3 protein-coding genes and 1 pseudogene are annotated in these 2,824 nt (G+C 71.6%); 2 read left to right on the top strand and 2 right to left on the bottom strand.

The window, feature by feature from the left end; all coding sequences use genetic code 11:
• Window positions 1–209, top strand: a pseudogene (locus tag FV228_RS25830) (FMN-binding negative transcriptional regulator); the annotation flags it as partial.
• A complete protein-coding gene (locus FV228_RS25825) occupies window positions 206–922 on the top strand; it encodes a GNAT family protein (protein WP_147857150.1) in 717 nt (238 codons plus the stop codon). The pseudogene FV228_RS25830 and the gene FV228_RS25825, both read left to right, overlap by 4 nt.
• A gap of 2 nt (window positions 923–924) precedes the next feature.
• Here FV228_RS25825 and FV228_RS25820 read toward each other — a convergent pair whose 3' ends face one another.
• Together FV228_RS25820 and FV228_RS25815 are read right to left on the bottom strand one after the other, a co-directional pair.
• Window positions 925–2,472, bottom strand: coding sequence for a GMC family oxidoreductase (locus tag FV228_RS25820; RefSeq protein ID WP_147857149.1), 1,548 nt, complete (start codon window positions 2,470–2,472; stop codon window positions 925–927).
• Window positions 2,469–2,824: gluconate 2-dehydrogenase subunit 3 family protein (locus FV228_RS25815; RefSeq protein ID WP_147857148.1), on the bottom strand; the 356-nt coding region annotated here is incomplete at its 5' end. The genes FV228_RS25815 and FV228_RS25820, both read right to left, overlap by 4 nt.

Genomic DNA, 2,824 nt, shown 5'->3' with positions numbered 1-2,824 from the left:
CCTGGGCGGTGGACGACGCGCCCGCGCCCTTCGTGGCGGCCCAGATGAGGGCCATCGTCGGCATCGAGATCCCGATCGCCCGCATCGAGGGGAAGTGGAAGATGAGCCAGAACAGACCGGAGGCTGATCGGGCCGGGGTGATCGCCGGGATGCGCGCGGATGGCGAAACCGTCCTGGCCGACCTGGTCGCCGAGCGGAGCGGATCGTGAGCGCCCGCCTCAACGCCTTCGGCCAGCCGATCGGCCCGGCCCTGCCGGACTGGACCCCGCGTCCGCGCCCGCCGCGGACGCCCATGGAGGGCCGCACCTGCAGGGTCGTGCCGCTCGATGCCGAAGCGCATGCCGCAGGGCTGTTCGCCGCCTACGATGCGGCGCCGGACCGGCGCGGCTGGACCTATCTCGGCGACGAGATGCCCGACAGCGAGGCAGCCTACCGCGTCCGCCTCGACGCCCAGGCGCAGAGCCAGGACCCGCTGTTCCACGCCGTCCTCGACCGGGCGACCGGGGCGCCGCTGGGGATCGCCTCCTACCTGCGGATCGACCCCGGCAACGGCGTCATCGAGGTCGGCCACCTACATTTCGGCCCGAGCCTTCAGCGCTCGCCCGCCTCCACCGAGGCGATGGCACTCATGATGGCTCGGGCCTTCGACGAACTCGGCTACCGCCGCTACGAGTGGAAATGCGACAGCCTCAACGCCCCGTCCCGGGCGGCGGCGCTGCGCCTCGGCTTCACCTTCGAGGGGATCTTCCGCAACGCCGTCGTGGTGAAGGGCCGCTCCCGCGACACGGCGTGGTTCTCCATCACCGATGCCGAGTGGCCGCGTATCCACGCCGGCTTCGCGGCCTGGCTCGACCCGGCGAACTTCGACGCCGACGGCCGGCAGCGCCGCGGGCTGGCGGAGCTGCGCGGCGAGGCCAGTTGATCTCAGCGTCCGGCGGCCAGGAACGCCTCCGCGGTGCGCAGGGACAGCGCCATGATGGTCAGGGCCGGGTTCGCGGCGAGGGAACTCGGGAAGGTCGAGCCGTCGCAGATCCACAGGTTGTCGATGTCGAAGCTGCGACCGACCGGATCGACCACGGCGCTCGACCCGTCGCGCCCCATCCGGCAGGTGCCGATCGTGTGGGCGACGCGCTCCATCACCCAGATGTCCTCGGCCCCAGCCGCCTCCCAGAGGTCGCGCATCACCTTGGTGGCGTGCGCGTTGAGGCGTTCCTCGTTGCGACTGTAGCCGAAGCTGATCTGCGCCTTGCGCATCCCGCGCGCGTCGGTCTCGTCGGAAAGGGTCAGCACGTTCGCGTCGCAGGGCAGCGTCTCGCCGTTGATGCCGATGCCGGCGAGGTGGTTGTAGCGGTCGAGGTAATCGAGCAGCGGCTTGCCCCACAATCCGCGGCCGCGCGCCACCGCGTTGCCGAAGGTCAGCGGCACCACACCGAGGCTCTGGATCAGGTAGCCGCCGGCGAAGTCGGCACCGGCCCGGATGAAGTCCTCCGTGATCAGCGACGAGGGGTAGCCGCGGTTCATCCGCACCTCGTTGGCGAAGGTGCCCCAGACCTGGGTGGCGACGTGGCCCATGTAGTTGCGGCCGACCTGATCGCTGGAGTTGGCCAGGTCCAGATTCAGCAGGAGCCGCGGCGTCTCGACGGCGCCGGCACAGAGGAATACCGCCCCGCAGCGTTGGCGCCGTTCCTGACCGTCCTGTGTGTAGACCACTGCGGTGACCCGGCCGTCGGTGCCGCGCTCGAGTCCGTGCACGAAGGCGCCCGCCCGGATCTCCGCCCCGTGCGTGACGGCCAGGGGCAGGTAGGTGACGTCCATGCTGGTCTTGGCGCCGTTGCGGCAGCCCTGGTGGCAGAAGCCGCAATTGATGCAGGCGTTGCGCCGGGGTCCGCCCTCGGATTCGAAGTCGCGCGAGACCACCGCCGCGGGCGCGTCGGCCCAGCGGATCCCCAGCGTATCGCAGGCTCCGGCCATGATCTGCGCCGGGCCGTTGCGCGGCACCGGTGGCAGGGGATAGCGGCGCTCGGGATCCCAGGGATACGATTGCGGCCCCGAGACGCCGATGAAACGCTCGACCCGTTCGTAGAACGGCGCCAACTCGTCGTAGTCGAGCGGCCAGTCGACGCCCTCGCCGCTCTCGGTGTGAAGCCGGAGGTCGCGGGCGTCGGCCCGGGGCACGAAGGCGCCCCAATGGAGCGTCGAGCCGCCCACGCCGGTGCCGCTGTTGTTGGCCCCGAATGCCTCCGGCGTGGAGCCGCCGCTGAGGCGCTCCTCGGTCCAGTAGATCTCGTCGGCCAGCGTTTCGTCGAAGGCGAAGCGCTCGGGGGTGAAGTTGGGTCCGGCCTCCAGGGCCACGATCTTGAGGCCAGCCGCAGCCAGTCGGGCGAGGAGCGGCGCGCCGCCGGCCCCGGTCCCGACGATGACCGCATCGACGGTCTCATCCGTGCGGTAGGTCCGCATCCCGTCGAGGTTCATCGGACCGTCTCCCCCTGTGTGGGCTGGGGTTCCCAGGATTCCGCGCGATCGAGCCCGACGTCGTGGAAGCCGGGCAACCCGTCCGCGATCGGGCCCGGCCGGTCGCCGCCGGCGCCGATGCCCGAAAAGCCGACCCGTGCCAGGGCCGCCGGATGGGCAAGCCACAGGCGCACCGCGTCGGCGCGCAGATCCTCGAACCAGAACCGCATCCGGTCGCCGTCCAGGCGCCCGCCGAGGGAGTCCGGCACCGCCAGGTCGCCGCGCTCGGCCAACGTCAGCAGCGCATCCTGGTCCTGCGCCTCCAGGGCGACGAACGGACGGTCGTGGGCGGCGCGCGACGCGGCGTCGAGGG

The sequence above is a fragment of the Methylobacterium sp. WL18 genome (assembly GCF_008040015.1).
GTDB classification, from domain to species: domain Bacteria; phylum Pseudomonadota; class Alphaproteobacteria; order Rhizobiales; family Beijerinckiaceae; genus Methylobacterium; species Methylobacterium mesophilicum.
This window is presented reverse-complemented; position numbering and strand designations above follow the sequence as displayed.

Bases quoted from the DNA above. Each gene is read 5' to 3' on its own strand.
- FV228_RS25820 (WP_147857149.1), bottom strand. From the start codon at position 2,472: ATGAACCTCGACGGGATGCGGACCTACCGCACGGATGAGACCGTCGAT.